The sequence below is a fragment of the bacterium genome, from assembly GCA_036524115.1.
In the GTDB taxonomy this organism is placed as follows: Bacteria; JAUVQV01; JAUVQV01; order JAUVQV01; family DATDCY01; genus DATDCY01.
Window position 1 is genome coordinate 1 of record DATDCY010000227.1, and the last position, 22,759, is coordinate 22,759.

Genomic DNA, 22,759 nt, shown 5'->3' on the forward strand with positions numbered 1-22,759 from the left:
CGTCAGTGACGGCCGCCGCGGGCGGCGCCGCCGGTGCGGGCGCGACGGCGTCGCCGCCGGCCTGGGCGCGCGAGCTGGCGACCCTCTACGAGAGCGGCGCCGCCTGCCAGTTCGTGCTTCACGGCAACGTCTACGACCGTCTCATGGTGCCGCGCGCGGGCGGGGCGGCGACGCCCGGGAACCTGCGCGAGTTCCTGCTCGCGGAGCTGCTCGCGCCCTTCGACGTCGTGCTCGCCTACGACCTCGGCAACGGCATCCGCGTCGAGCGCGGCGGTGACGCGTTCTCCTCGTGGCCGGGGGCGCAGCGCCTCGGCGAGCTGCCGCGGGCGCCGCGCCCGGCGGTCGAGGCGCTCACGCACTACCTGCGGTACGCGGCGAACCTCGCGCGCCTCGGCAAGCCGGCGCCGCGCGTCGCCGTGCTGCTGGAGGCCGCCGAGATGATCGCCCCGGCCGGCGACGCGGGGGGCTTCGAGCAGGGGGCGATCGTGCTGCTGCTGCGCGAGTGGGCGAACGACAGCCTCATCGCGGGCCATCCGGTGGCGACGTTCCTGATCGCCGAGAACCTCAACGACCTGCACCCGCTGCTGGCGACCAACCCGCACACCGCGAAGATCAAGCTGCCGCTGCCGGAGGCGCCCGCGCTCGCCGCGGCGCTCGCGGTGCTCGAGCCGGCGTACGCGGCGCCGCTCGCGCCGTGGGCGGGGCGGCTCGATGCGCTGGCGAACCAGCTCGCCGGCGTCGCCCTCGGTTCGGTCGAACAGCTGCTCAAGACCGCGCGGCACGAGGGCAAGCCGGTCGACCCGGCGCGCCTGGTCACCCTCAAGAAGTCGCTCGTCGAGAAGGAGTACAGCGGCCTCGTCGGCTTCGTCGAGAGCGCGCGCACGCTCGACGACATCCACGGCAGCGAGCGCGTGAAGGCCTGGCTGCGCCAGGACATCGCGCTCTGGCGGCAGGACGACCTCAGGGCGCTGCCCATGGGGTACCTCTTCTGCGGGCCGGTCGGCACCGGCAAGACCTTCTTCGTCGAGTGCCTCGCCGGGGAGGCCGGCGTGCCCGTCGTGAAGCTGCGCAACTTCCGCGACAAGTGGGTCGGCAGCACGGAGGGCAACCTCGAGCGCATCTTCCGGCTGCTGCACGCGCTGGGCCGCTGCATCGTCTTCGTCGACGAGGCCGACCAGGCGCTGGGCCGGCGCGAGTCGGGCTCGGGCGACTCCGGGGTCTCGGGGCGCGTCTACTCGATGATCGCCGAGGAGATGAGCGACACGGACAACCGCGGCAGGATCCTCTGGGTGCTCGCCTCCAGCCGCCCGGACCTGATCGAGGTGGACATCAAGCGCCCGGGGCGCATCGACGTGAAGATCCCGCTCTTCCCGACGCTCGAGCCGCGGGAGGGGTTCGCGCTGCTGCGGGCGCTGTGCAAGCGCCTCGGGCTGGCGATCCCGGACGAGGCGTACGCAAGCCTCGAGCCGCGGATCCCCGAGATGCTCACGCCGGGGGCCGCCGAGGCGCTCGCGGTGAAGGCCTACCGCCTCTCGCGCACGCAGGGGCTCGGCCCGGTGGAGTCGGTCGCCGCCTGCCTCGAGGGCTACCAGCTCCCGGTGCCGCGCGACGTCATGGAGTTCCAGATCGGCCTGGCCGTCCGCGAGGCCTCCGACCTGGAATTCGTCCCGGAGAAGCTCAGGCCGCGCTAGGGTTTCCGGGTGTGCGCGGCGATCGCCGCCTTGATCGCCGGCATCGCGGCGGCGGTCGCCGCCTCGCCGGCCTCGATGAGCTGCTTCTTGCGGGAGAAGTCGTCGTAGGCCACGTCGCCGGCGTCGGGCGTGATCAGCACGTCCGCCTCGCGGGCGCGCAGCCGCCCGATCTCCGCGGCCATGATCGTCACGGCGTGGTAGGCCGTCTCGATCGGCGTCGCCGGGTTCTTCGACGGCACGGCCGCCGGGATCGCCACCGCGATGACGACGTCGGCCCCGAGCCGCCGCGCGACGTCGGCGGGAACGGGGTTCGTCACGCCGCCGTCCACCAGCACGCGGCCGTCGACCGTCACCGGCACGAAGACGCCGGGGATCGCCGCCGACGCGTGCACGGCGCGCGCGACCGATCCGCGGTCGAAGACCACGGTCTCGCCCGTGCGCAGGTCGGTCGCCACCGCCGCGTAGGGCAGGGCGAGCTTCTCGATGTCGCGGTTGCGCAGCCGCTGGCCGATGAACTCCTCGAGCCGTTCGCCCTTGACGAAACCGCCGGAGAGGATCGCCAGCGCCTTGTAGTCGAAGAGGTCCTCGTCGGTGACCGTGAGCGCCGACAGCTCCAGGTCGAGGCTCTTGCCGGTGTCGGCGTACAGCGCCCCGACGAGGCTGCCGACGGAGGTCCCGGCCACGACGTCGATGGGCACCTTCTCGCGCTCGAGCGCGCGGATCACCCCGACCTCGGCGAAGCCGCGCGCCCCGCCGCCGCCGAGGGCGAGCCCGACGCGCGGCCGGGTGTCCGCCGCCGGCGGCCAGGCCGCGGGCGGCGCGCCCGCGCAGCCGGCGAGCGCGCAGGCGCAGAGCGCGAGAGCGACGGCGATCCGCTTCACAGGGTCTCCCGGGCGCAGTCCATGGTTGCGTCGCAAGTATAGCAGCCGACCCGCGTTTCGCGTCACGCGCGTTGCCGCCGCCGCCCGTTACCTGCCGTTGCCGAGCAGGGACTCGTAGATCAGGCTCAGGCGCACGGCGACGCCCCAGACGCCCGGCTCGTCGCGCTGCCAGTAGTAGTAGTGGCCCGGCATGACCTCCAGCTCGATCCAGTCGCGCCAGACCTTGCCGATCATGCGCAGCTGCACGTAGGTCTGGTCGGGGTCGTCGTTGTGCGTGGTCGGCTCCGCCTTCTCCGGGTCGCCGTGGTAGGGGTTGTACTTCACCCCTGTCTCCAGCGAGACCGCGGTCCCCCCGTACGGGGGCAGCCAGCGCCAGATGAGGCCCGACTCGAGGTTTTCGCCATGGAGTTCCTGGTACACCTCGGCCCTGTTCGCCCAGCGGAGGAACGCGGAGGCGCCGAGCGCGTAGTCCACGTCAAAGGTCGTCCGTCCGCCCCAGCCGTTGTCGGTCCGCCAGTAGAAGCGCTGCTCGCCGAAGAGCGCCCAGGGGCGCCACTTGCGGTCGTAGCGGGCGAACAGCTCCGGGCCGATTGCGGGGCCGCCGTGGACCCCGAGGGTGGCCCCGAGGTCGAACGTGTCGGTGAACTTCCGGAGGAGCGTTGCGGAGATCGTGGCGGTGCTCTCGTCGGCGGCGGCGCCGAGGTCGTCGAGGTTGTGGGTGTCGGTCGCCGCGGTGAGGTCGATGTAGAACTTCAGCCGCCGCTCGATGCCGGGCAGGGGGATGCGGAAGTTGGACGGGATGCTCCAGGTGGTGTCCATGTTGTCGCGGACCTCGGCCCTGATCCCGAGCTTGGCGCGCGCGATCTCCAGGCGGTCCTGGACGCGGGGCTCGCCGAAGGCCATGTCGGCGGCGTCGATTGCGTCGACGAACTTCCGGCCGGCCCAGACGCGCGCCGTGTCGACCTCCTCGAGAAACGTGGGCTCGTCCGCCTGCGCGCTCGACGCGATGACCAGGCACGCCGAGACGGCGGCGGCGCCGTGGAATAATCTCACCGCGCGGAGCCTCGCCCGGCGTCGCAGGGTGTCCGGCATCTGCAGCATATCCAGCGTCCGCGCCTCCGCGAATTTCGTCACAATATACTACGTGGATGCCGCGAACGCCCCCGCGAGCCCTTGACAGGTTTCGAGACCGGGGCGTAAATTCAACCCCCAAGGTCGGCGGCACGCACGTGATTCTCGCAGGAGTGGGTCCGCGAGAGTACGGCTGGAGAGCCGGACGGCCGGTTTTCCCCCTGTCCCGGGGATCGGGGCATCAGGTCCAACCGGCGGGAAAGGCCGGAGAAAGGTAGTGAGAGATGAAGAAACTGCTGCTTTCCGGTATTGCGGTGTTCGCGCTGATGACGGCGGGCTCGGCCCAGGCGGCGGACGTCGACCTCACGGGCGCCACGGGCGTCGCCCGGACGCCGCTGGCCATGTCGGCCGCGCCGATGAAGGTCGCGATCGCCGGCGACTACGTCTTCTCCGATGACCTGTTCGTGCCGGTGCGCTTCACTGTCGGCCTCCCCATGGGGATCGAGGTCGGCGGCGCCTACTGGTTCATGGACACCGACAACGATCCGAAGATCTGGGATCTCAGCGCCAAGTACGTGCTGCCGAAGTTCGTGGAGGGCCTCGGGATCGCGGTCGGGGGGCATTACAACGCCATAAGCACCGACCCTGACTTCGACGCCAACGGCTTCGACGTCTACGGCGTGGCCACGTACCTGGTGCCGCTGGGCGAGGGCATGACGCTGATCCCGTCCGCGGGCGCGAAGTACCAGAACATCGGCGGCGACATCGACGAGAGCGGGTTCAAGTTCTTCGGCAGCCTGCTCTTCAAGATGGACATGTTCGCCGTCGGCGGCGAGATCGTCACCCAGAACGAGGACCTGGACTTCCTCGAGGGTGGCTCGGAGTCCGACGCCAGCTACTGGGTCGGCGGCCGCTTCTACGTCAACCCGATGATCACGGTCCAGGCCGGCTACCTCAACAACGCGAACGTCGGCGGCGACTTCAAGGACGGCGTCTTCCACGCCGGCGTGCAGTTCGCCTTCGGCGGGGCCCAGTAAGCTTCAACGAATCTGGGGCGGCGCGGGGTGCCTCGAGGGCGCTCCGCGCCGTTTCCTTTTTTCGGTGGGGCGGCTGTGCTCGAGGGAAGGACACCGTGATCGGGCGCACCCGGCGGCGCGCGGCCGTGGCGCCGGGCCCCTTCCTCCGGGAGTTCCTGCGCCACGAGGCGGCCGGCGCGGTCGTCCTGCTCGCGGCGACGGCGATCGCCCTGGCGGTGGCCAACAGTCCCCTCGCCGCGGCGTACGGGCGCCTCCTGCACGCCGAGATCGGCCTTCCGTTCGGCCCGCCCGGCCTTGCTCAGCCGCTGAAGCAGTGGGTCGACGACGCGCTGATGACGCTCTTCTTCTTCGTCGTCGGCCTCGAGATCAAGCGCGAGGTCGTCGTCGGCGAACTGTCGTCGCGCCGTCGCGCGCTGCTGCCGGTGCTCGCGGCGCTCGGCGGCATGGCCGCGCCAGCCGCCATCTACCTGGCGTTCAACGGCGGGGGGGGCGCCGCCGCCGGCTGGGGCGTGCCGGTCGCGACGGACATCGCCTTCTCGCTCGGGGTGCTCGCGCTGCTCGGTCCGCGCGTGCCCGCCGGGCTGAAGGTGTTCCTCGCGGCGCTCGCCATCGCGGACGACATCGGCGCGATCCTCGTGATCGCCGTCTTCTACACGTCGGGTCTTCACTGGGACTGGATCGGGTTCGCGCTCGTGCCACTGGCGGCGCTGCTGGCGGCGAACCGGCGGCGCGTGGAGTCGCCGCTCGTCTACCTCGCTGCCGGGGTGACACTCTGGTTCGCGGTGCTCTCTTCGGGCATCCACGCGACGGTCGCCGGCGTGATCGCGGCCTTCACGGTCCCCGCGGCGGCCAGGGAGCCGCACGGCGTGGCGCCGCTCCAGCGCTTCGAGCGGGCCGTCCACCCGATCTCGACCTTCCTGGTGCTGCCCGCGTTCGCGCTCGCCAACGCCGGCATCGCGCTCTCGGGCGTGCGGCTGGGCTCGCCGGTGGCGCTGGGCATCATCCTCGGCCTCGTCGCCGGCAAGCTCTGCGGCGTCCTGCTCGCGGTGTGGCTGGCCGTCCGCGCGGGCGTTGCCGAGGTGCCCGCCGGGGTGGGGTGGCGTCACCTCTCCGGGGCCGCCGCGCTGGCCGGGATCGGCTTCACGATGTCGCTGTTCATCGCCAATCTCGCGTTCGCTCCGGGGCCCGAATCGGCCGAGGCTACGTCGGCCATCTTCGCCGCCTCGATCGTCGCGGGCTGCCTCGGCTACGTGCTGCTGCGCTTCTGGGCCCCGCCGGCCGGGGCCGACGGGGCGTCACAGCGGAAGGGATGAAGCAGTTGGGGGGTACACTGTGTCCGGGGCCGGCGAATAGCCAACGATCTTTGGTCGAATGTCTTGAAGGGGGTGCCATGACACGGTATCTGTTGTCCCTTCCCGTCATGAGTGTGCTCTGCCTTCTGTGTGCATGCGGAATGAACCATGCCATTCGTCACGAGAGAGTAGACAGCGTCCAAAGGCTCATTGATAGAGGCTATGACTTGAACTCGAGGGTGGACGAGACGCGAAGAACCCCGCTGATGGTGGCCGCCAGTGAAGGAAACAAGAAGATCGTTGAATTGCTGGCCGATAACGGCGCGGACATGAACCTGCAGGATCGGCTTGGATACACGGCCCTGCACTGGGCCGCCTACTACAATTGCGGTGCCGTTGCCGAAGCCCTCGCCAAGCGCGGGGCGTCGTTGAACATTGAGGAGCGGAAAGGTTTCACGCCCCTCATTCTCGCGGCCTACTACGGTCATCTGGGCGTCGTCAAAGCTCTCGTCGAAGGCGGGGCCAGGACGGATATCGAAGACAAGCGCGGCCAGACTGCGCTGGACTACGCCAAACAGGGCGGGTTCTCGGAGCTGGAAGAATACCTCGTCAAGGCACAGAACAGCGGAGCCGCCAAGTAAGGCCCCTCAGTCCTCCTCTCCCCCTTTGGCAGAGGGGGCGCCGAGAGCCTAGAACGCCATCCCGATGCTGAGGTGCGTGACGAAGCGCCTCTCGAACTCCGACGGCCGGGGGCTCGGGTTCCAGGCCGCATCCACGCGGATCGGCCCGAGCGGCGTCAGGTACTGGAGGCCGAAGCCGACCCCGGTCCGGAAGTCCCGCAGGTAGTCCGACCACATCGCCGCGACGTAGTCCGAGGTGTTCGTGGCGTCGGGGCCGAGGTGCGCGAGCGACCCGTTCGGCGAGACGTTGCCGGCGTCGACGAAGACGCTCCCCGCCAGGTGGCCGACGATGGGACGCCGCACCTCCACGCTCGCCACGGTGGAGGCCAGCCCGCCGAGCGGGTCGCCCGCGGGGCCCTTCGGCCCGAGTTCCTGCTCCTTGAAGCTGCGGACGCTGCTCTCCCCGCCGGTGAAGAAGCGCTCGTTCACCGGGATGTCCGTGCTGCCGCGCGTCGGCACGATGAAGCCGGTGTCCAGGCGCAGCCCCAGGACGAAGCCGGCTCCCAGCGGCCGGAAGAACTTGCCCCCGGCCGTGCAGCGCAGGAAGTCGAGGGAGCCGCCCATGCGCCGGTCCGCGAGCTGGACGGCCCCCGCCGACTGCCAGCCGCGCGTGGGGTAGAAGATGTCGTCGCGCCGGTCGATCTCGACGTTGGCGCTGACGCTCGCCAGCGTGACCTGCCTGTCGCGCGCGTCGAGCGGGACGTCGGCCGAGAGGTGCGTGAGATGGTCGAAGTCGAACCCGTACTTCACGCCGGCTGCGACCCTGCCGGCGAAGATGCGGTAGAGCCGCGCCGAGACCTCGACCTTCTCCTCGTTGAAGGCCGGCTCCTCGCGGAAGCTCCACGAGAGCGGGAGGCTCAACGAGACGTCGGTGCCGGCAACCTGCGGCGCGAGCAGCTCGGTCGTGACGTAGCGGCTCTTCGTCGAGGCGCCGACCTCCGCGCTCGCCCCGAGCCCGACGCCGAGGACGTTGCGGTCGCGGAAGGCGACGGCGCCCCGCAGCCGCTCGTAGGAGCCCCAGCCGCCCTGCACGGAGAACTCCCGCGCCGGGGCCTCCTCCACGGTGAGGCGCAGGACGCGCCCGGTCCCCGCGCCCTCGAGCGTGTAGGCGACGCGGGTGACGACGCCGGTGCGGTAGAGCTGGCGGATCCCCTCGTGCACGGATTCCTCGTTGTACCAGTCGCCGGGCTTGAGCGGGATGCGCGCGAGGATGAACGACGTCCGGGTCCGCTTGTTCCCGCCGACGGCGATCCCCGTGACCCGCACGCGCGGGCCGCTCGTCGTCGTGACCCGCAGCAGCACCTCGCCCGGCGTCCCGCCCGGCTCGTCCCGGACCGTCGCGGTGGCCTCGGGGTAGCCGCGCGCGCCGAAGACCCCCGTCACCCCGTTGGCGAGGCCGAGCTTGCGCCGCTCGAAGTAGGGCTGGCCCGGGAGGCTGGCCGCCAGCTGCCGCAGCGCGTCGGCATCCCCCTGCGGCGAATCGCCCTCGAAGACGACCGCGCGGATCACGCGCCTCGTCCCCTCGACGATGTCGAAGCGCACGCTCGCCCGCGTGCGGTCCTCGCTGAACGCGACGTGCGGCCCGGTCACCTGGGCGTCGGCGAACCCCTCGTCGCGGTAGAGCTGCGCCACCTCCCTGCGGCCCTCGCGGAGGTCGGCCTCGACGTACGGCGGCGTCCCGGGCGCTGCCACGAGCGGCCGCAGCCGCTCCGCCGGGAAGAACGCGTTGCCCGCGAAGGTGACCTCGGCCAGCCGCACCAGCGGGCCCTCGCGCACCGTGAACACCGCGGTCACGTCATCCCCCGCTCCCGAGAGCGCGGACGTGACCTCGATGAAAGCGTAGCCTGCGTGGCGACCCGCGCTCTCCATCTGGAAGGCGGCGTCGTCGGCGGCGGCAGGCCGGCGCGCCGGGTCCGAGAGGCGCTCCAGCTCGGCGGACGCCGCCTCGCGCAGGCTCCTGGCGTCGAGGGCCGCGTTGCCCTCGATGCGGACGGAGACGCCGGCGCGGGCGGGGGGCGCAGCGCAGAGCACGGCCGCAGCGACCAGCGTCGCCGCCGCGCCCCGGACCAGTCTGCCGATCTTCCGTTCCCGCATCGTCACTTGAACTTGAACAGGATCTCCACCCCGATGTTCTCCTGATCGTACACGTCCTTCTGCCCCGTCAGGTAGAGGGAACTGCCGTGCCCGGCGAGGCCCTTCCTGAGGAGCAGCCGCGCGTCCATCGTCTGGCTGCCGCTGCGCGTCAGCTCGCGGCCGACCTGCATCTCGAGCTGGTCCTGGAGGCGCGCGCCGCCGCCGCCGGCGCCGCCGAGCAGGCTCTCGAGGACGCCCTTGCCGAGGTAGACGGCCATGGGCGTCGCCAGCGTCGCGGCGGATTCGCCCGCCAGGCGCGCGCTGGCCGGCGGCGCGCCGGTGAGCACGAACGTGACCAACTCGTCGCTGGGGAGGGGCGGGAGCGAGGAGAGGATGACCTCGGGCTTGTCGAGCGTCCCGCTGATCTGCGCGGTGATGTCGAAGCCGCGCGTCTGCATCCGGCCGGCGAAGTCCAGCTCCGGGTGGGCCGGGTCGCTCTCGCGGAAGAGCATGGTGCCGCGCTCCACCTCCAGCGTGCCCGACGGCAGGAACAGGCGCGCGTCCTGGAACAGGATGGTGCCCCGGAGCACCGGCAGGAGGCCCGTCCCCGTCAGGCGCAGGTCGGGCGCGGCGGTGCCCTTGAGCACGGTCGTGGCTATTTCGAACGGCTCGCGGGCGGTGAGGCGCACGTCGAAGCGCAGGTCCCGCAGGGGCGGGTCCGGGAAGGAGATGCCGGAGGTGCCGGCGCTCGCGCGCTTCGACGACGTGCCGCTCCCGCTCCCGCCGCCGAAGACGTCCGCGACCGAAAACGTCCGCTGGTAGATGCTGTCCGTGAGGGCGACCTCGCCCGAGAGCGAAGGCGCGCCCGCGGTGCCGCGCAGCCTCAGATCGCTGTCGGCGCGCAGCCGCAGCCCCTCGGCGCGATACAGCAGGGCGTTCTTCCCCTGCAGCCGCAGGTCGAACGCCGGGTCGGACAGGCGGGTGAAGTCGACGGAGCCGCTCAGCGCGAACGGTGAGGCCCCCACGTTGCCGCCAAGCTGCTCCACGGTCAGGGTGCGGCGCGCGAGGCTCAGCCGCGCGGCGAGCGAGTCCAGCGGCGGGAGGCCCCGGTACTGCACGGCCCCGTCCGCGACGCTGACGCTCCCGGAAAAGATCGGGTCGGCGGGGGTGCCTTCGACGGCGATCTCACCGGCGACGCTGCCCCGCACGTGACGGATTCCTTCAGCCGCGGCGCGCAGCCAGCCGACGTCGGGGGAGGAGAATGTCGCGCGAAGCGAGAGCGAGCCCGCCGCCAGGCGCGCTTCGCGGGAAAGCACGGCGCGCGGGGAGGGAGGCGCGGTCCACGTCCCGGAGAGCGAGCACGAGAGCGCGGGGGACTCGAGGCGCACCCGCTCCGCCCGCGCTTCCGACGCCGACCACGCGAGTGTCCCGGCGAGCGTGTACGGGCCCGGCGACACGAAGGGGGGCGCGGCGTCGAGCGCGAGGCCCCGCGCGTCGAGTTCTGCGCGCAGCTGCGGGTCCTTCCAGGTCCCCGCGAGGGCCAGGTCGGCGTCGAGGCTTCCCGCGAGGCGGTATGCCGGGGGAAGGAGGGCGGAGACGTCGTCGAGATGGGGCATGTGCACCCGGGCCCGGAACGCCAGGGGGCCCGGCCCGAGGACGTCGCGGGAGGAGAGATCCAGCGCGAGCGTGCCGTCGCCGTGGAGCGTGAGCCCGCCGCTCCCCCTGGCGTCGAGCGCCCGGACGCGCAGCGTGCCCGGCTCGTACGACGCGTCGATCGTCGCATGCCCCGACCGCGTCCCGGCCTCGCCGTCCGCCTGCGCCGTGAGCGCGGCCGATGCGATGCGCGGGCGGCGCAGCGGGCCCTCCACGCCGACGCTCGCCTTGAGTGTGCCGCGGACGGCGCGCAGGTCCTGGAACGTCCCCCCGGAGACCTCCGCGTCGACGGCGATGGGCGCGCCCGGGACGGGACCGTCCGCGCGGATCCGTGCGTGCAGCCGCCCCGACACCGGGAGCCGGGCCGACACGTACTGCGCGGCCCACGGGGCCACGTCGGCGACGCTGACGTCCGCTTCCAGCGAGAGCGCCGTCTCCTTGTCGAGGTCCCAGGAGCCGCTCCCGCGGAGCCGGTCGGGGCCGCGGGCGATCTCCAGCGACTCGACCGCGACGAGGCGCCCTCGCGCCGACAGCTTCGCGACGACGTCGCCGACCCGATGGGCCCCGACGGCGATGCCGGCGCCGGAGAGCTCCAGCGTGCCGGTCGGCTCGCGGGCGCTCCCGGCGACCTTCGCGTGTCCCTTGAGCCTGCCCTGCAGCGGGGGGACGTCGAAGATCCGGCCGACCGGCGCGAGGTCGGGGACATCGACATCGAGGTCGCCGTCGAGGGTGGTGTCGCGCTTCCAGTCCCCGCCGGGGGCCGGAAGCGTGATGCGCGCGGCGCGGAGGGTGGCAGTGCTCCCGGCGGTGGCGAACGAGCCGCCGGCCAGCGCGATGGTCCTCCCGCTGACGGTGCCCGCCGCCGTGAGCACGTGCCGCGCCGGCAGGCGCGCGAGGCCAGCGGGGGGCGCGCTCGCCAGCGCCGCCAGCGCGGGAATGTCGGTGAAGCGAAGCTCGAACGACCCGGCGAGGCTGTCCACGAGGGCGGCGCGGTCGGAGGAGGCAAGGGCGGCCGTCGAGAGGCGGACCCCCTTTGCGTCGAGCCGGTTGCCGCCCCGGCGCACCTGGAGCGAATCGAGCTCGAGCCGGCCGGCGGCAGCCCGCGCGGTGACCTCGACGTCGCCGATCGCCTTCCCCGCGATGGTGACCTGGCGGCCGGCCAGCGTCGCGGTCCCCTCGGGCCGCGCCACGGTGCCCCGCCCGGAGACGACGCCGCGAATCGAGCCGCCGAGGGCCGGCAGCGGCAGGACGGCGGACACGTCCTCCAGCCGCGGGAGGTCGACGGCGGCGCTGCCCGAGAACGCGGTCTGGTCCCAGCCCTGGTTCTCGCCGGGCAGGCCGAGCGTGAAGGCCTCCAGCGTCGCGGTGCCGGGGCCCGCGGCCAGTTCGCCCCTGGAGAGGCGGACCGTGCCTTTCCCGAGCGTCCCCTCGAGGCGGAGCCGGTGCGCCGGCATCCGGGCGCCGGCGCGCCTGGCGTTCAACCCCCAGATGGCCATGAACCCCGGCACGTCCCCCAGCGAGGCCGCGAAGGAGCCCGATGCGGAGGCGAGAAGGGCGCGCCAGCGGCCGGAGAAGAGGGCAGGGGCGGGGAGGTCCACGAGCGCGAGCCGCAGGTCGTTGGGGCCGATGCGCCCCTCGGCGCTCTTCACGCGGACGAGCCCCGGCTCGGCGGTCGCCTCGATCGACAGGCGGTCGACGGCGCGCCCGGCGATCTGCGCGCCCTCCCACGCGAGGCCGAGCGTCCCGGCCAGCGTCGGCGTCCCCGCGGCGCTCATCGTGGCGGAGCCGCTGCTCGTCAGCCGCCCGCGCAGCGCGCCGAGACCCGGGCTGGAGAGCACCAGGTCGGGTCTCAGATCGACGCCGCGCACGTCCCAGCGCACTTGCTTGCCGCCCGCGCGCTCGAGCACGCCAACCTCGGCGGTTCCCTGCCAGAGGGCGAGCGCGAGCCGCAGGTCGAAATCCCCGGCGCGATCGCCGAGCTCGAGGCTTCCCCGCTGGATCAGCGGGGCGCCGGCCGACGTCCCGGACGCGATGTCGAGGCGGCGCGGCGCGAGCGCCCCGGTGAGCGCGAGCGGGACGGCCCCCTCGCGCAGCCATGGGTGGCGCAGCGAGAAGCGTTCAGCCCGGGCGTCCACCGGTTGGGCCTGTCCCGCCAGGGGGGCGCCGACGTCGCCCTGAAGGCCCTCGGCGACGATCTCGTAGCCGGAGCCGCGCAGGCGCAGGCGTGAACCGCGGACCTCCAGCCGCGGCAACGCCGGGAACGCGGGGGCGCGGCCGGCCACCGCGCCGCTTCCCGGTGCGGGAGCGGGCGGCGTTGCGTTCCCGGCGGAAGCCGGCCGCGGTCGCGTCAGGTCGAGGTCCAGCGCCCCGCCCGACACCGTGACGGCGAGCGAGCGGAAGAACGCCTCCCGCCCGCGGGCGAGCGCCGCCAGCGAGTAGGTCGCGGCGACCCGCTCCGCCTCGAACGAAGCGATCGGCCCCGCGCCGCGCGCCTTCAGGCCGCGCAGCTCGATGCCGCCGAAGATGCTGCCGCCCGCCTGCGCGAGCGTCGCATCGAGGCCGAGCGTGCAGTGGAGCGCGCGGACGATCAGGCGCTCGAGCAGGGGACCGCGGAACGCGGCCGCAAGCAGCAGGAGCGCCGCCAGGGTTCCGGCGGCCACGGTGAAGGCAATGCGCGCGGACTTCATCGGTGGGTGGACGTCCTCCTGCTGCCAATATGTGGCACGGGCCCACGGGAGGCAAGGGCGGGGGCGGGTTTTGCGCTATGTGCGCGGGACACGCCGGGGTATCATGGACCAGGGATCGCGTGCCAGCGGGCCGTCTTCGTCGTGCCCGGTTGCGGGCGAATTGCGGGAAAATGGGAGGGAACATGGGCTCGTTCCGGAAGCTCCTCGGAATCGCATGCGTCGGTATCGTGCTCCTCCCGGTCCTTCCGGCGTGCGTCGTCTACAAGACCGCCTCGGGCTCCTACAGCGTCGCGCCGGGGACGCCCTTCGACCGCTCGTGGTCGGCGGCCCTCGGCGCCTTTGCGGACGAGCAGGTGGTGGTCATCGCGCAGGACCGCGGGGCGGGGACCATACGCGGCACCGCCGGCGACCTCGTCGCGACCGCGAAGATCCAGCAGCTGTCGGACGGGAACGTCCGCGTCGAATTCGACGTCAACGGCAATCAGGCGGCGAGCTCGTACCTGAAGGAGCGCATTCTCGGGAGCTACAGCCGCCGCATGGAGCGCTGAAGTCCTGGCGTCCACCGGGGAGGGCGGGACGGTGACCGGGGGCGGCCCGGGCGACTGCATCCTCGTCGTCAATGCGGGCTCGTCGAGCCTGAAGTTCTCGCTGTTCCGCCCCGGCGAGGACGGGACCTCCCTGGCGCTGGCCGCGCGGGGTCAGGTCGACGATCTGGGCGCGCAGCCCCGCCTCGAGGTCAGGGACGGCGCGGGGGCCCACCTCGAGAGCCGTGAGCTGCCGCCCGAGAGCGCCCGGGACGTGCGGGATGCCGTCGGCATCGCCTGGGGCAGCCTGCGCGAGCGCCACCCGGGCGCGTCGCTCCTCGCGGTTGGGCACCGAGTCGTCCACGGGGGCGCGGAGTTCTCGCGGCCGGCGCTCATCGACGACGCGGTGCTGGCGGCGCTCGAGAAGCTCGTGCCGCTGGCGCCGCTCCACGAACCGCGCGACATCGCCGCGATCGACGCGCTGCGCGCGACGCACCCGCGGGTGCCGCAGGTCGCCTGCTTCGACACGGCGTTTCACCGCGTCCACCCGCGCCTCGCCGACGTCTACGCGCTGCCCTGGGAGTACTACGAGGCCGGGGTGCGGCGGTACGGCTTTCACGGGCTCTCCTACGAGTACATCGCCGGGGCGCTGCCGGCGGTGGCCCCCGAGATCGCGCGCGGACGCGTGATCGTCGCGCACCTCGGCAACGGCGCCAGCCTCTGCGCGCTCCGGGCCGGGGTCAGCGTGGACTCGACCATGGGGTTCTCGACCCTCGACGGCGTGCCGATGGGGACGCGGCCCGGCGGGCTGGACCCGGGCGTGCTGCTCTACCTGCTCGGCGAGCGGCGGATGTCGCACGCCGAGCTGGAGAGGCTGCTCTACAGGGAGTCGGGGCTGCTCGGGCTCTCCGGGGTCAGCCACGACCTGCGTGTGCTCCTCGCGAGCGCCGAGCCGCGGGCGCGGCTTGCGGTCGACTACTACGTCCAGCGCATCGCGCGGGAGATCGGCGGGCTGGCCGCCATGCTCGGGGGCGTCGACGGGATCGTCTTCACGGCGGGCGTCGGCGAGAACTCGAGCGAGATCCGCGGCCGCGTCACGCAGGCCTGCGCCTGGCTCGGCGCGACGCTGGACGCCGAGGCCAACCGCCGCGGCGGCCCCCGCATCACCGCGCCCGGGAGCGCCGTCTCCGCGTGGGTTGTGCCGACCAACGAAGAGCTGATGATCGCGCGGCACACGCTCGCGCTGGTGCGCCAGGCGGCCGGGGCATGACGGCGGTCGTCCGTGACGGGGACCAGGCCCGGCTCCTCGCGGCGGCGGGACGCCACCTGTGCGGGAGGATCGGGCACGTGCTGTCGGCCAGGGGGCGGGCGGTCGTCGCGGTGCCGGGCGGGAGGAGCGCCGCCGCGATCTTCCGGGCGATGCTCGGCGAGGACGTCGACTGGCGGCGCGTTCACCTCTTCGTCGTCGACGAGCGGCTCGTGCCGGTCGATCACCCGGACAGCAACTTCAGGCTGCTGCGCGAGAGCCTCCTGGCGCCGCTGCTCGCTGCCGGGCGCATCGATCCCGCCACCGTGCATCCCTTCGTCCTCGACCCGGTGGCGCCGGACCGCGGGGCGGCGCGCTATGAGCGGGAACTCGCCGCGCTGGGCCTGCGTTTCGACGTCGTCCTGCTGAGCGCCGGGGAAGACGGCCACGTGGGTGCGCTCTACCCGCGCCACCACTCGATCGACGATCGCCACCACGGGTTCATCGTGATGGACGACTCGCCGAAGCCGCCGCCGGGGCGCATGAGTGCGTCGCGTTCGCTGATGCAGTCTGCGGCAGCGGCCGTCCTCGTGTTTGCGGGCGAGGCGAAGCGCGAGGCCTTCGCGATGTTCAACGACGAGCGCTCGTCGGTCGTGGATTGTCCCGCGAGGCTTGTGCTGGCGATCGGCGACACCACGGTGTTCACCGACCTCGCCTGAGGCCGGGAGGCGTCGCCGTGGGGGCATGCGACGGCCGGGGGCGCCGCGCATGAGCGCCACCGGGTTCGTCCGCCGGTTCTGGGGTCCCAATGCGACGCGGCTGATCCTCGGGGATTGCGCGATCCTCTGTCTGCTTGGCGCGCTGGTCGTGGCCGCCTCGCTGCGGGCCGGGCGGGGCCACGCTCCCGCGCACGCCGAGGTGAGTGTCTCCGGGCGGCAGGCGGTCTCCCTCGACCTCGGGCGCGACGCCGTCCACGACGTTCGGGGCGTTCTCGGCGTCACGCGGATCGAGGTGCGCGCCCGCAGGGTCCGGGTCCTCTCCTCGCCCTGCCCGCGGCAGGTCTGCCGGCATGGCGGCTGGATCGCGCGGCCGGGCGAGGTGCTCGTCTGCGTCCCGAACGGCGTCGTCATCCGGCTGGTGGGCGAGGGCGGGGACGGCGGGCCTGACGCGGTCACCCGCTGAGTGGGAGGGCGGGCGCTGCCGCTCCTCAGCCGTCGGTCATCAGGCGCAGGAAGTGCCAGCGCCAGGGGTCGAGCGAGACGAAGAGGCCGGCGGCCTGCAGTTCATCGCCGTCGCGCTCGAAGAGGTCTTCCGACAGGGCGTCATCCAGGTGCCACGGCCGTCCCCCGAGGTCGCCCCACGGCAGCCGCACCATGGCCTGCGACGTGACGCCGGAGAAATTGACGACGATCAGGCGGCGCTGCCCGCCCGCCTCCCATGACCACGCGAGGATGTTCAGGTGGCTGGAGTTGTCGGGCCACCCGGTGCGCTCGCAGAGGCGCCACAGGCCGTCGCGGAAGACCCCGTCGCGCGCGGCCGGCAGCAGCCGCTCGTAGAACGCCGCCAGGTCGCGGTCGGGCAGCTCCGGGGGACGGCGGCCGAGCGAGACGGGCACGCGGACCTTCCGTCCCTCGAGCTGCCCTTCGTGCAGGAGCTTGGCCCCCGGCAGGGTCAGCAGCGTCACCGCCGCCGCACGGGTCTTGTCCGGCGGGAAGGTCGCGGCCGCCCGCGGCTCGTCGTGGTTCTCGATGAACCGCGCCAGCCGCCGCTGGAAGGAGGGGTCGGCGAGCAGATGGCGGCGGACGTCCTCGGCGTCGCCGTGCGCCAGCCGGTCGTAGAGCGTCTTGTCGTAGCAGTCGTCGAAGCCCTGCCCCAGCAGCGCCCCCTCGAGGTCCCAGTACGCTTCGGCCAGGAACCGGAAGGCCGGGTGGCGCTGGCGCACCGCGGCGATCAGCGGCGGCCAGAAGTCGTCCGCGGGGCGTGCCCCGGCGCGCGGCCCCCACGTGCGCTCGAAGATGTCGTTCATCATCAGCATGGCCATGTCGCAGCGGACGCCGTCACACTGGGCGGCGATCTCCTGCACCGTCGCGGCGGCCGCGCCGCGCAGTCCGGGGTCGAAGGCATTGAGCTGGAGCACGTCCTGCCAGGCCGGGAAATTGGGGTCGCGGCCGTGTGCCAGGACCCGGCCGCCGCCCGCGGCGAAGAAGGAGGCGGGCTCCCGCCGCAGGTCCTCCCCGGTGCCGTGGACGAAGTACTCGGGGTGCGCGGCCGCCCAGGGGTGGTCGACGGCGACGTGGTTGGGCACGTAGTCGAGCAGCAGGCGCACGCCGCGCGCGGCGAGCTGCCGGCGGGCCTCCGCGAGGCCGGCGGGGCCGCCGAGCGCGTCGTCCACCACGTACCGTCGCACGCAGTAGGCGGAGCCGACGACATCATCCGCCGTGAAGTCGCCGAGGGCGCGCTGGAAGTCCGCGAGCAGTGCCGCGTCCCGCAGCGCGGCCGCGGCCCCGGCCGGAGAGCGCTCCCAGGCGCCCATGAACCAGACCGCGTCGAAGCCGAGGTCCGCGATCCGGTCCCACTCCTCCGGCGGCACCGTGGAGAAGTTCACGGGCGTACCGAGCCAGTGACCGAGGTCGTGCAACCAGACCCGGGCGTTGATCTCGTAGATCGCGGGGTGCTCCGGCCAGGCCCTCATGCTCCCTCCCGTCGCCACCTTACACCGGCGGGGCACGGCGCGGAAGAGACGGCGGCGGGCGCAGCGGAGCGTCTCCGGCGGTCTTGACTTCGGGACGGCACCGGCCGAACATGCCCCGGGCTCGGGGAGCAATCCCGCGTGAACGACGCGGAATGTGCCGGAATTCCGATGCCGAAGGAGGTCTCGATGGCGGCGGTGGGGGCATGAGCACGAGCGCGGAAGTGATCGCCGGGGTCGGTCTCGCGGACCGCCCGCGCAAGAGCCGGTGGCCGGCGCGCCTGGACTTCGCGCAGAGCGGGACGGGGCTGGCGCTCGGCCTGTTCATGTGGGGGCACCTGTTCTTCGTCTCCACGATCCTGCTGGGCAAGGACGCGATGTGGTCGGTCACGAAGTTCTTCGAGGGGTACTTCTTCTTCGGCCAGGCCCACCCCGGGGCCGTCTCGGTCATCGCGGCCGCCGTCGTCGTGCTCTTCGTGGCGCACGCCTTCCTCGCGATGCGCAAGTTCCCGGCGAACGTCGGGCAGCTGCGCACCTTCGCCGCGCATCGCGCGCTCCTGAAGCACGGGGACACGACGCTGTGGTGGGTCCAGTTCCTCACCGGGTTCGCGCTCTTCTTCCTGGCGCCGCCGCACCTCTACCAGATGCTGGTGGAGCCCGGGGGGATCGGCCCGCACTTCTCCGCCTTCCGGATGCACGCGGGCGGGTGGGGGCCGCTGTACCTGGCGCTGCTCGTCGCCGTGGGCCTGCACGGGGGCATCGGCCTCTACCGGCTGGTCGTCAAGTGGGGCTGGATCGAGGGCGCCGACGCCGGCCGCACGCGCCGCGTGCTCGTCCGCGTCGCGTGGGCGCTCATCGCCGTCTACTTCGCGCTCGGTCTTGTCGCCGACACCACCTACCTGCGGATCGGCAGGGAGCTGGGGGGGCGGCCCGCCGAGGAGTACGCGCCCGCCTGGGCGAAGCAGGCCGCGCACGGGGAGGGCCGGCCATGAGGATCGTCTACACCGACGTGCTCGTGATCGGCGGCGGCCTCGCCGGGCTGCGCCTCGCGATCGGCGCGCGCCGCCGCGGGCACGAGGCGCTGATCCTCTCGCTGGTGCCGCCCAAGCGCTCGCACTCCAAGGCCGCGCAGGGCGGGATGCAGGCGAGCCTCGGCAACGTGTTCAAGGGGCAGGGCGACAACGAGGACGTGCACTTCGAGGACACCGTCCGCGGCAGCGACTGGGGCGCCGACCAGGACGTGGTGCGCATGTACGTCAACACCTCGCCCAAGGCGGTGCGCGAGATGGCGGCGTGGGGCGTGCCGTGGAGCCGGGTGCGCCGCGGCGACCGCCAGGTGATCATCAACAACCAGAAGGTGACCATCACCGAGCCGGACGCCGCGCACGGGCTGGTCGGCCAGCGCGACTTCGGCGGCACGAAGAAGTGGCGCACGTGCTTCGTCTCGGACGGCACCGGCCACTCCCTGCTGAACACCACCACCGACCGGGCGATCGCGACCGGGATCCCGGTTCTCGAGCGCGCCGAGGCGCTGGCGCTGATCCACGACGGGCGGCGCTGCTACGGCGCGGTGGTGCGGGACCTGGTCACCGGGGCGCTGACCGCGTACGTCGCCAAGGCCACGGCGATCGCCACCGGCGGCGCGGGGCGCGTCTACGGGGTGACGACCAACGCCGTGATCTGCGAGGGGATCGGCCACGCGATCGCGCTGGAGACCGGCGTGGCCGCGCTCGGCAACATGGAGGCGGTGCAGTTCCACCCGACGGGGATCTTCCCGGCGGGGATCCTCGTCACCGAGGGGTGCCGCGGGGACGGCGGGCTGCTCAAGGACGTCGACGGGCACCGCTTCATGCCCGACTACGAGCCGGAGAAGAAGGAGCTGGCCTCCCGCGACGTGGTCTCCCGGCGGATGGAGGAGCACATCCTCAAGGGCAAGGGGGTCAAGAGCCGCTTCGGCGAGCACCTCTGGCTGGACATCACGGCGCTCGGCGAGCACCACATCCGGCACAACCTGCGCGAGGTCTGGGAGATCTGCCACTACTTCCTCGGCGTGGACCCGGTGAAGGAGTGGATCCCCGTGCGCCCGGCGCAGCACTACACCATGGGCGGGGTGCGCACGCTGCCGAGCGGCGAGAGCCCGCACCTCACGGGGCTGTTCTCGGCGGGCGAGGCGGCCTGCTGGGACCTGCACGGCTTCAACCGGCTCGGCGGCAACTCGCTGGGCGAGACGCTCGTGGCCGGCATGATCGTCGGCGAGTCGATCGCCGACTTCTGCGACCGGCCGGAGAACGACGTGGACGTGCCGGCCGCGCTGGTGCGCGAGTCCCTCGCCCGCGAGCAGGCCAAGCTCGACGAGCTGCTCTCCGGGCGCGGCAGCGAGGACGCGATGGTCCTGCGCGGGGCGATGCAGGAGCTGATGACCGCGAAGGTCGGCATCTTCCGGCGCGGCAGGGACCTGGAGCAGGCCGTCGACGAGCTGCAGAAGCTGCTGGTGCGCAGCCGCTCGATCGGCGTGCGCAGCCGGGCCGCGGGCGCGAACCCGGAGCTGGTGGCGGCGTACCGCACGCGGATGATGCTCAAGCTCGCCCTCGCCACCGCCTACGGCGCGCTCGTGCGCACCGAGAGCCGCGGCGCCCACTTCCGCGAGGACTACCCGCGGCGCGACGACGCGCAGTGGCTCAAGCGCACGCTGGCCACGTGGAAGGGCGAGCAGGACACCCTGCCGACCCTGGCGCACGAGCCGCTGGACGTGAAGCGGATGGAGCTGCCGCCCGGCTGGCGCGGGTACGGCGCGAAGGACTACATCGACCACCCGGACACCCCCGCGCGGCAGGCGGAGGTGGACGCGATCCGCGCGAAGCTGGCGTCGTCCGGCCGCTGGGCCGTGCAGGAGGCGCTGCTGCCCTACGAGCGGCTGCTGCCGCCGGCGCTGCGCGGGCGCAACGAGCGCATCGAGGAGCGATTCTGACCATGGCCGACACGACCGCACGCCGCAGGCTGGCCTTCCACATCCTGCGCTACAACCCGTACGACCCCGCCGCTGCGCCGCGGCTCCAGCGCTACGAGCTGGAGGAGGCCGACGGCATGACGCTGTTCATCGCGCTCAACGAGATCCGCGACCGGCAGGACCCCACGCTGCAGTTCGACTTCGTCTGCCGCGCCGGCATCTGCGGCAGCTGCGCCATGGTGATCAACGGCCGGCCGGGGCTCGCCTGCCGCACGCTGACGCGCAATCTCGGGCCGGAGATCACGCTCGCGCCCCTGCCGTTCTTCGAGCTGATCGGGGACCTCTCGGTGAACACCGGCAAGTGGATGCGCCGGATGAGCGAGCGGCTCGAGACCTGGGTGCACCTGCGCGAGGACGGGCTGGACGTGCGCCGCATCGAGGCGCCGATGGACCCGGATCTGGCCGAGCAGATCTACCTGCTCGACCGCTGCATCGAGTGCGGCTGCTGCGTGGCGGCCTGCGGGACGGCGCGGATGCGCGAGGACTTCGTCGGCGCGGTGGGTCTCAACAAGATCGCCCGCTTCCGGCTCGACCCGCGCGACACCCGCACGGACGAGGACTACTACTACCTCGTCGGCGACGACGACGGGGTGTTCGGCTGCATGTCGCTGCTGGCCTGCCACGACGTCTGCCCGAAGGATCTGCCGCTGCAGACGCAGATCGCGTTCGTCCGGAGGAAGATGGTCAAGGCCGGCCTGTAGCGCCGGGGTTCGCGGCGCGGAGCGATCGCCGATGAAGCTGCCTGGGCACAAGACCAAGATCGTCTGCACGATCGGGCCGGCGTCGGAGTCGCCGGTCGTGCTGCGCCGGCTGCTGCGGGCGGGGATGGACGTCGCGCGCCTGAACTTCTCCCACGGGGACTTCGCGGCCCACGCGCGCACCATCCGGAACCTGCGGGCCGCCGGCCGCGCGACGGGCCGGCGCGTCGCGATCATGGCCGACCTGCCGGGCCCGAAGATGCGCATCGGCAGGATCGACCCCGAGCCGGTGGAGCTGAAGGCGGGCGCCCCGTTCACCCTGACCACGGAGGATGTCGCCGGCGACGCGCGGCGGGTCTCGGTCTCCTTCGGGCAGCTGCCGCGCGCCGTGAGGCCCGGCGACACGCTCTTCCTCAACGACGGGTACATCCAGCTCACCGTGGCGCGGGTGCGCGGCGCCGAGGTGCGCTGCACGGTGCGCGTCGGCGGCGAGCTGCGCTCGCGCAAGGGCCTGAACCTGCCCGGCATCGATCTGGGCATCAGCGCCTTCACGCCTCACGACCGCGAATGCCTGCGCTTCGCGCTGGAGCACGGCGTCGACGCCGTGAGCCAGTCCTTCGTCGAGCGGGCGGCGGACGTCGAGGCCGTGCGCCGGGCCGCGCTGGCGCTCGGCCGGCGTCCCTTCATCGTCGCCAAGATCGAGCGGTCGGCGGCCCTCGAGCACGTCGAGGAGATCCTCGACGCCGCCGACGGCATCATGATCGCGCGGGGGGACCTGGGCGTCGAGGTGCCGATCGAGCGCATCGCCGCCGTGCAGAAGCGGCTGATGCGGCTGGCCAACCAGCGGGCCAAGCCCGTGATCACCGCGACGCAGATGCTCGAGTCCATGACGGACAACCGCCGACCGACGCGGGCGGAGGCCACCGACGTCGCCAATGCGATCCTCGACGGGACCGACTGCGTGATGCTCTCGGGGGAGTCGGCCATGGGGAAGTACCCCGTGGAGGCCGTGGTGATGCTCGGGCGGATCGCCGCTGTCGCCGAGGGGATCCGGCGGGCGACGACCGTGGGCCAGCTGTACGAGGGCGTCGACGTCAGCGCCAGGCTGCGCCCCGCCCACCTCATCGCCATCGGCGTGGAGGCCTGCCTCGAGCGCGTCGCGCCGGCGGCGGTCTTCGTGCCGACGCACGGCGGCAGCACGGCGCGAAGCGTCGCGCGGTTCCGGTACCCGGTGTGGACGGTGGCGCTGGCCGGCCGCCGGGAGACCTGCCAGCACCTGCAGTTCTCCTCGGGCGTCTACCCGGTGCACGAGCCCCGGGACCCCGGGGACTGGACGCCTTTCGTGCGGCGGTGGGTGCGCGCGCACGGCCTCACGGGCGAGGTGGCCTTGCTGACGGAAGGGCCGTCAGCGAAGAACCCGGAGACGAATCACCGCCTCGAGGTGGTGGAGCTGCGGGCGGTCGGAGGCCGCGGCGGGAGTCCAGGCCGCCGTCACCCCGCTCTTCGCCCTGGCGCGTGAGCGCCGGCCGG

At 72.9% G+C, this 22,759-nt stretch carries 17 protein-coding genes; 12 read left to right on the forward strand and 5 right to left on the reverse strand.

Annotated elements, in window-relative coordinates; all coding sequences use genetic code 11:
* Positions 1 to 1,691, forward strand: a 1,691-nt coding sequence (locus VI078_11045) for an ATP-binding protein (GenBank protein HEY5999817.1), incomplete at its 5' end; no start/stop codon positions are given.
* Here the strand turns inward: VI078_11045 and VI078_11050 are convergent.
* Both VI078_11050 and VI078_11055 read right to left on the reverse strand, forming a co-directional pair.
* On the reverse strand, positions 1,688 to 2,572 hold the full coding sequence (locus tag VI078_11050) for a patatin-like phospholipase family protein (protein HEY5999818.1): 885 nt from the start codon (positions 2,570 to 2,572) through the stop codon (positions 1,688 to 1,690). The two genes, VI078_11045 and VI078_11050, sit on opposite strands and share 4 nt — an antisense overlap.
* 87 nt (positions 2,573 to 2,659) lie before the next feature.
* Complete coding sequence (locus VI078_11055) at positions 2,660 to 3,706, reverse strand: hypothetical protein (GenBank protein ID HEY5999819.1); 1,047 nt, start codon at positions 3,704 to 3,706, stop codon at positions 2,660 to 2,662.
* Between the two features lie 221 nt (positions 3,707 to 3,927).
* On the opposite strand from VI078_11055, the gene VI078_11060 reads away from it, so the two are divergent.
* The 3 genes from VI078_11060 to VI078_11070 all read left to right on the forward strand — a co-directional run bounded on the left by VI078_11060 (position 3,928) and on the right by VI078_11070 (position 6,613).
* Positions 3,928 to 4,680, forward strand: coding sequence for a hypothetical protein (locus VI078_11060; protein ID HEY5999820.1), 753 nt, complete (start codon positions 3,928 to 3,930; stop codon positions 4,678 to 4,680).
* A gap of 95 nt (positions 4,681 to 4,775) precedes the next feature.
* Positions 4,776 to 5,993 (forward strand): Na+/H+ antiporter NhaA, encoded by a 1,218-nt coding sequence (gene nhaA / locus VI078_11065; GenBank protein ID HEY5999821.1) that lies wholly within the window; start codon positions 4,776 to 4,778, stop codon positions 5,991 to 5,993.
* A 140-nt stretch (positions 5,994 to 6,133) separates the two neighbouring features.
* A complete protein-coding gene (locus VI078_11070) occupies positions 6,134 to 6,613 on the forward strand; it encodes an ankyrin repeat domain-containing protein (GenBank protein ID HEY5999822.1) in 480 nt (159 codons plus the stop codon).
* Between the two features lie 48 nt (positions 6,614 to 6,661).
* Here VI078_11070 and VI078_11075 read toward each other — a convergent pair whose 3' ends face one another.
* The gene (locus VI078_11075; GenBank protein HEY5999823.1) at positions 6,662 to 8,746 is read right to left on the reverse strand and encodes a BamA/TamA family outer membrane protein; all 2,085 of its coding nucleotides are present in this window, start codon (positions 8,744 to 8,746) and stop codon (positions 6,662 to 6,664) included.
* A 2-nt stretch (positions 8,747 to 8,748) separates the two neighbouring features.
* Positions 8,749 to 13,065 (reverse strand): translocation/assembly module TamB domain-containing protein, encoded by a 4,317-nt coding sequence (locus VI078_11080; protein HEY5999824.1) that lies wholly within the window; start codon positions 13,063 to 13,065, stop codon positions 8,749 to 8,751.
* Positions 13,066 to 13,247: 182 nt separating this feature from the next.
* Here VI078_11080 and VI078_11085 point away from each other — a divergent pair, with 182 nt between their 5' ends.
* The 4 genes from VI078_11085 to VI078_11100 are packed head-to-tail and all read left to right on the forward strand — an operon-like array spanning position 13,248 to position 16,017.
* Positions 13,248 to 13,613, forward strand: coding sequence for a hypothetical protein (locus VI078_11085; GenBank protein HEY5999825.1), 366 nt, complete (start codon positions 13,248 to 13,250; stop codon positions 13,611 to 13,613).
* Positions 13,614 to 13,644: 31 nt separating this feature from the next.
* Positions 13,645 to 14,859, forward strand: a complete 1,215-nt coding sequence (locus tag VI078_11090; protein ID HEY5999826.1) for an acetate/propionate family kinase — start codon at positions 13,645 to 13,647, stop codon at positions 14,857 to 14,859.
* Positions 14,856 to 15,554: a 6-phosphogluconolactonase gene (gene pgl, locus VI078_11095; GenBank protein ID HEY5999827.1), complete on the forward strand. Its 699-nt coding sequence runs from the start codon at positions 14,856 to 14,858 to the stop codon at positions 15,552 to 15,554. The genes VI078_11090 and pgl overlap by 4 nt, the downstream gene beginning before the upstream one ends.
* A gap of 49 nt (positions 15,555 to 15,603) precedes the next feature.
* Complete coding sequence (locus tag VI078_11100; GenBank protein HEY5999828.1) at positions 15,604 to 16,017, forward strand: NusG domain II-containing protein; 414 nt, start codon at positions 15,604 to 15,606, stop codon at positions 16,015 to 16,017.
* 25 nt (positions 16,018 to 16,042) lie between these two features.
* Here VI078_11100 and VI078_11105 read toward each other — a convergent pair whose 3' ends face one another.
* Positions 16,043 to 17,527 (reverse strand): alpha-amylase, encoded by a 1,485-nt coding sequence (locus VI078_11105; protein ID HEY5999829.1) that lies wholly within the window; start codon positions 17,525 to 17,527, stop codon positions 16,043 to 16,045.
* Positions 17,528 to 17,730: 203 nt separating this feature from the next.
* Between VI078_11105 and VI078_11110 the strand changes: the two genes are divergently transcribed.
* The 4 genes from VI078_11110 to pyk are packed head-to-tail and all read left to right on the forward strand — an operon-like array spanning position 17,731 to position 22,748.
* A complete protein-coding gene (locus VI078_11110) occupies positions 17,731 to 18,516 on the forward strand; it encodes a fumarate reductase cytochrome b subunit (GenBank protein HEY5999830.1) in 786 nt (261 codons plus the stop codon).
* Positions 18,513 to 20,492 (forward strand): fumarate reductase flavoprotein subunit, encoded by a 1,980-nt coding sequence (locus VI078_11115; protein ID HEY5999831.1) that lies wholly within the window; start codon positions 18,513 to 18,515, stop codon positions 20,490 to 20,492. Before VI078_11110 ends, VI078_11115 begins: the two co-directional genes overlap by 4 nt.
* Before the next feature lie 2 nt (positions 20,493 to 20,494).
* Positions 20,495 to 21,232: a fumarate reductase iron-sulfur subunit gene (locus VI078_11120; GenBank protein HEY5999832.1), complete on the forward strand. Its 738-nt coding sequence runs from the start codon at positions 20,495 to 20,497 to the stop codon at positions 21,230 to 21,232.
* A 31-nt stretch (positions 21,233 to 21,263) separates the two neighbouring features.
* A complete protein-coding gene (gene pyk, locus VI078_11125; GenBank protein ID HEY5999833.1) occupies positions 21,264 to 22,748 on the forward strand; it encodes a pyruvate kinase in 1,485 nt (494 codons plus the stop codon).
* The last annotated feature ends 11 nt before the right edge of the window (positions 22,749 to 22,759 follow it).

What these genes read in the sequence shown, in the direction of transcription:
- VI078_11085 (HEY5999825.1), top strand. Translation starts at nt 13,248, where the DNA reads ATGGGCTCGTTCCGGAAGCTCCTCGGAATCGCATGCGTCGGTATCGTG.
- VI078_11080 (HEY5999824.1), bottom strand. Translation starts at nt 13,065, where the DNA reads ATGAAGTCCGCGCGCATTGCCTTCACCGTGGCCGCCGGAACCCTGGCG.
- VI078_11075 (HEY5999823.1), bottom strand. Translation starts at nt 8,746, where the DNA reads ATGCGGGAACGGAAGATCGGCAGACTGGTCCGGGGCGCGGCGGCGACG.
- VI078_11100 (HEY5999828.1), top strand. Translation starts at nt 15,604, where the DNA reads ATGAGCGCCACCGGGTTCGTCCGCCGGTTCTGGGGTCCCAATGCGACG.
- VI078_11105 (HEY5999829.1), bottom strand. Translation starts at nt 17,527, where the DNA reads ATGAGGGCCTGGCCGGAGCACCCCGCGATCTACGAGATCAACGCCCGG.
- VI078_11060 (HEY5999820.1), top strand. Translation starts at nt 3,928, where the DNA reads ATGAAGAAACTGCTGCTTTCCGGTATTGCGGTGTTCGCGCTGATGACG.
- VI078_11110 (HEY5999830.1), top strand. Translation starts at nt 17,731, where the DNA reads ATGAGCACGAGCGCGGAAGTGATCGCCGGGGTCGGTCTCGCGGACCGC.
- VI078_11070 (HEY5999822.1), top strand. Translation starts at nt 6,134, where the DNA reads ATGAACCATGCCATTCGTCACGAGAGAGTAGACAGCGTCCAAAGGCTC.
- VI078_11120 (HEY5999832.1), top strand. Translation starts at nt 20,495, where the DNA reads ATGGCCGACACGACCGCACGCCGCAGGCTGGCCTTCCACATCCTGCGC.
- pgl (HEY5999827.1), top strand. Translation starts at nt 14,856, where the DNA reads ATGACGGCGGTCGTCCGTGACGGGGACCAGGCCCGGCTCCTCGCGGCG.
- pyk (HEY5999833.1), top strand. Translation starts at nt 21,264, where the DNA reads ATGAAGCTGCCTGGGCACAAGACCAAGATCGTCTGCACGATCGGGCCG.
- VI078_11115 (HEY5999831.1), top strand. Translation starts at nt 18,513, where the DNA reads ATGAGGATCGTCTACACCGACGTGCTCGTGATCGGCGGCGGCCTCGCC.